Here is a 4,911-nt window from a genome sequence, read left to right as displayed (position 1 = left end):
GGACCGCGTTCGAGCATCGAGCGCTGGTCGTCGGCAGTGACCGTGCCGAGTTCCTGACCGGCTTACAGGCGCTGAGCCGGGGAGAACAGGCCGCCGGCCTCGTCGAGGGCGTGGCCGGCGACCCCGGGAAGACCGTGTTCGTCTTCCCCGGTCAGGGCGCGCAGTGGGCCGGGATGGCCGTGGAGCTGTTGGGCACCTCCCCGGTATTCGCCGAGCAGCTGGCAGCGTGCGCGGACGCGTTGGCGCCGTTCGTGGACTGGTCCCTGATCGACGTGCTGCGCGGCCACCCCGACGCCCCCACGCTGGAGCGCGTCGACGTCGTGCAGCCCGCGCTGTTCGCAATCATGGTTTCGCTTGCCCGCCTCTGGCAGTCCCTGGGCGTCCACCCCGACGCCGTCATCGGCCATTCCCAGGGGGAAATCGCGGCCGCTCACATAGCCGGTGCGCTCACCTTGGAGGACGCCGCCAAAATCGTGGCGCTGCGCAGCCATGCGCTCAGAGAACTGGCTGGCCACGGTGGCATGGTCGCCATTCCGCTGCCCGCGGCCACGGTGGCGGAGCAGCTCGCGCGGCTGGGTGACCGGGTCAACGGTGACCGGGTCAACATCGCCGCAATCAACGGATCCCACTCCACTGTTGTTTCTGGCGACCCGGACACACTCGACGACATTCTGGACGCTTACGCAACGCAGAACGTCCCGGCCCGGAAGATTCCGGTCGACTACGCCTCCCACTCCGCCCAGGTCGAAAACATCCGGGAAAAAGTTCTCGGTCTGCTGGCGGACGTCACACCCCGCCCCGCCACCATCGCCTTCTACTCCACCGTCACCGGCATGCTCCTGGACACCACCGAGCTCACCGCCGACTACTGGTACCGCAACCTGCGCCAGACCGTCCGCCTCGACCCGGCGGTCCGCGCCGCCCTCGCCGGGGGGCACCGGACATTCGTCGAAACCAGCTCCCATCCGGTGCTCACCGTCGGCATCCAGCAAACCATCGACGACACCTCCGTCGGGGAGAACACCACGACGACTGTCACCGGCACTCTGCGCCGGCACGAGGGCGGCTGGCGGCGTCTGTCGACCTCACTGGCCCACCTGCACGTCCACGGCATCAGCCCCGACTGGACCGCCGTGTTCGGCCCGGCCGCCCGACGCACGGACCTGCCCACCTACGCCTTCCAGCGCGAGCGCCACTGGCTGGCCGCGCCCACCGGGAACGACGTCACCGCCGCTGGTCTGGACCCCGCCGGCCATCCGCTGCTGGCCGCGGCCCTCCCCCTGGCCGACGGTGACACCGTCCTGCTCACCGGACAGCTCTCCCTGGCGACCCACCCCTGGCTTGCCGACCACGCCGTCTCGGGCACAGTCCTGCTCCCCGCCAGCGCCTTCGTCGACCTCGCCCTGCATGCCGCCGACCAGGTCGGCTGCGATGAGATCGCCGAGCTCACGCTCGAAGCCCCGCTGGTCGTGCCCGACGCTGTCGGCATCCGGCTGCAACTGATCGTCGGAGCCGGGGACGACCCGGGCCGGCGGACGGTGAGCATCCACTCATGCCCTGCCAGCACCCTCGTCGAGGGAACCCGGTCGGACAGAGCGTGGACGCGGCACGCGACCGGCATCCTGACCAGCACTGACGGCGTCCTGACCGGCACTGGCACGACCGCGTCGGTACCGGCGCCCGATGACCTGGCCGGGGCCTGGCCGCCGGCGGATGCGACCGCGGTGGACGTGACAGGCCTCTATCAGCGTCTGGCCGCCCGAGGCTACGACTACGGGCCGGTCTTCCAAGGGCTTCGAGCCGCCTGGCGGCGAGGCGACGATGTGTTCGCCGAGGTGCACCTGCCACCCGGGCAGCAGGCCGACGCAGGCCGGTTCGGGCTGCATCCGGCGTTGCTGGACGCCGCGCTGCACGCGGCGGTGGGTCTCGTCCCCGCCAGCGAGACCGGGACTGAGACCGGGACTGAGACCGACAGGGAGCACGCGGCGCACGCAATCCGGCTTCCCTTTGCCGTCAGCGGCGTGTCGCTGTCCGCGGCAGGTGCCCGCGGGCTGCGGGTGCACGTCCAGCCGACCGGCACCGACCGGGTGACGCTGCGGGCCACCGACCTCACCGGCGCGCCCGTCGCCGCCATCGGCTCCCTGGTGCTGCGGATGACCTCGACGGATCATCTCGCCGGTGCCCGTGGGGTGCCCGAGGAGCCGTTGTTCGAGCTGACCTGGCCGGTGGTGAATGTGCCCCGCGAGATCCCACCGCCGGGTCGGTGGACCGTACTGGGAACGGACGCCCTGGGCCTGACCGCCCTGGCGGCGTCGACACGTCCATCGGTCGAGATCTGCCCGGACCTGGCCTCGCTCACCGCGGCCATCGCCGCGGGAGCCCCGGTACCCGACACCGTGCTCCTGCCGTGCCCAGCCGCCACCGGCGCGGAGGCTGCGCACACGACCACCCAGCAGGCGCTGGCCGTGTTGCAGGCCTGGTCGGCCGACGACCGGTACGCCTCCTCGAGGCTGGTCGTGGTCACCTACGACGCGGTCGCCACCCGCCCCGGGGAGGACGTCGGCAACCTTGCCGCCGCCGGCGTCTGGGGCCTGGTCCGCGCGGCGCAGTCCGAACATCCCGGCCAGCTCGTCCTGCTCGACCTCGACCACCACCCGGACTCCCTGAGCGCGCTCCCAGCCGCGCTGGCCAGCGGCGAGGGGCAGCTCGCCCTGCGTGGTGGGGAGATCCACGTCCCCCGGCTCGCCCGGCACCGCCCCCACCGGGACCTGGCCCCGCTCAACACGGCCCCGCTCGACACGGCCCGGACACACACGCTGATCCCGCCCCTGGACACCCCGTCCTGGCGGTTGGACGTCACCACCCCCGGCACCTTCGACACGCTGGCGCTGGTGCCCCACCCCGAAGCGGACCAGCCGCTGGCCCGCGGGCAGATTCGCCTCACGACGCGCGCGGCCGGGGTGAACTTCCGGGATGTGCTCATCGCCCTGGGCGTCTACCCGGGGGAGGCCCGCATCGGCGCGGAAGGCGCCGGTGTGGTCGTGGACGTCGGCCCGGACGTCACCGGCTTCGCCCCCGGCGACCGTGTCATGGGCCTGCTTCCCGGCATGCTGGGCTCGTCGGCGGTCGTCGACCACCGCCTGCTGGTCCACATCCCCGCCGGATGGTCCTTCACCCAGGCCGCCACCGCCCCGGTCGCCTTCCTCACCGCCTACCACGCGCTGGCCGACCTCGCCCGGCTCCGGCCCGGCGAAACGGTCCTCATCCACGCCGCCACCGGCGGGGTCGGCATGGCCGCGGTCCAACTCGCGCGGCACTGGGGTGCCGAGGTCTACGGCACCGCAAGCCCCGGCAAGTGGCAGGCCCTTGCGGCCCAGGGACTCGACGACGACCATATCGCCTCCTCCCGCACCCTTGACTTCGAGCGGAAGTTCCGCACTGCCGCCGGTGGTGTCGACGTCGTCCTCAACGCCCTCGCGCACGAGTTCACCGACGCGTCCCTGCGGCTGCTGCGTCCGGATGGCCGTTTCATCGAGATGGGGAAGACCGACGTGCGCCGTCCGCACGACGTGGCAGCCGGCCATCCCACCGTGAGCTACCGGGCGTTCGACCTGCTCCGCGACGTGACGCCCGAGCGCATCGGGCAGATCCTGGCCGAGCTGGTGGCGCTGTTCGAGCAGGGAGTGCTACGTCCGCTGCCGGTGACCGCATGGGACGTCCGCCACGCGCCACAGGCCCTGCGCCACCTCAGCCAGGCACGGCACACCGGCAAACTGGCGCTCACCCTTCCCGTCCCGCTCGACCCCGACGGCACAGTGCTGATCACCGGCGGGACCGGCGTGCTGGGGCAGCTCGCCGCCCGTCGGCTGGTCACCCACCACGGGGTGCGTCACCTGCTGCTGACCAGCCGGCGGGGGAACGCCGCCGACGGCGCCGCGGAACTCACGGCCGAGCTCACCGCGCTGGGCGTCGCGGTCACCATCGCCGCCTGCGACGCCGCTGATCGCGACGCGGTGGCCGCGCTGCTCGCCGCCATCCCCCGCCAGCACCCGCTGACCGCTGTCATCCACACCGCAGGCGTGCTGGACGACGCCACCGTGACCGCCCTGACCCCGCACCACCTTCACACCGTGTTACGTCCCAAGGTCGACGCGGCCTGGAACCTGCACGAGCTGACCCGCGGTCTCGATCTGGCCGCCTTCGTCCTGTACTCCTCTGTCGCGGGCATCCTCGGCAACGCCGGCCAGGCGAACTACGCCGCCGCCAACACCTACCTCGACGCGCTGGCCCACCACCGACATGCGCACGGCCTGCCCGCGACGGCGCTGGCGTGGGGCTACTGGGCCCAGGCCAGCGGCATGACCAGCCATCTCCAGGACACCGACGTGACCCGGATGAACCGCACGGGGCTCATCGCGCTGCCCACCGAGGTCGCCCTGAAACTGTTCGACGCAGCCATGACAACGCCGTGCGCAGGCCTCGTACCGGCCCGGATCGACACGATGAAAATCCAGCGTCAGGGCAGCTCGGAGAACATTCCGGAGATCCTGCGCGGCCTTGTCCGCCTACCCGTCCGGCGGGTCGTGACGAGCGACGCCGAACCTGAGCGGAACTCTCTTGTGCGGCGGCTGGCCGGTCAGCCGGAAAACGAGCAGGAACGTCAGGTGATCGGCCTTGTGCGGACGACCGCCGCAACCGTCCTCGGCCATGCGGATCCGGGCACCATCGAGGCCGACCGTGGATTTCTCGCCTCGGGTTTCGACTCCCTCACCGCAGTGGAATTTCGTAACCGACTCAACGCGGCGACCGGCCTGCGCCTGCCCACCACGCTACTTTTCGACCATCCCACCCCGGCGGCGCTCACCGCCTACCTGCGCACCCAGCTCGTCCCTGCGTCCGCGGCTTCCGCAA

1 protein-coding gene is annotated in these 4,911 nt (G+C 71.8%); it reads left to right on the top strand.

The genetic code is table 11. The annotated features are described in order from the left end of the window. A partial coding sequence (locus tag MJ785_RS20065; protein ID WP_239382269.1) for an SDR family NAD(P)-dependent oxidoreductase occupies positions 1–4,911 on the top strand: 4,911 nt, incomplete at both ends.

Origin of the sequence: Protofrankia sp. CiT1, from assembly GCF_917627335.1 — a bacterium.
Lineage (GTDB): Bacteria > Actinomycetota > Actinomycetes > Frankiales > Frankiaceae > Protofrankia.
This window is presented reverse-complemented; position numbering and strand designations above follow the sequence as displayed.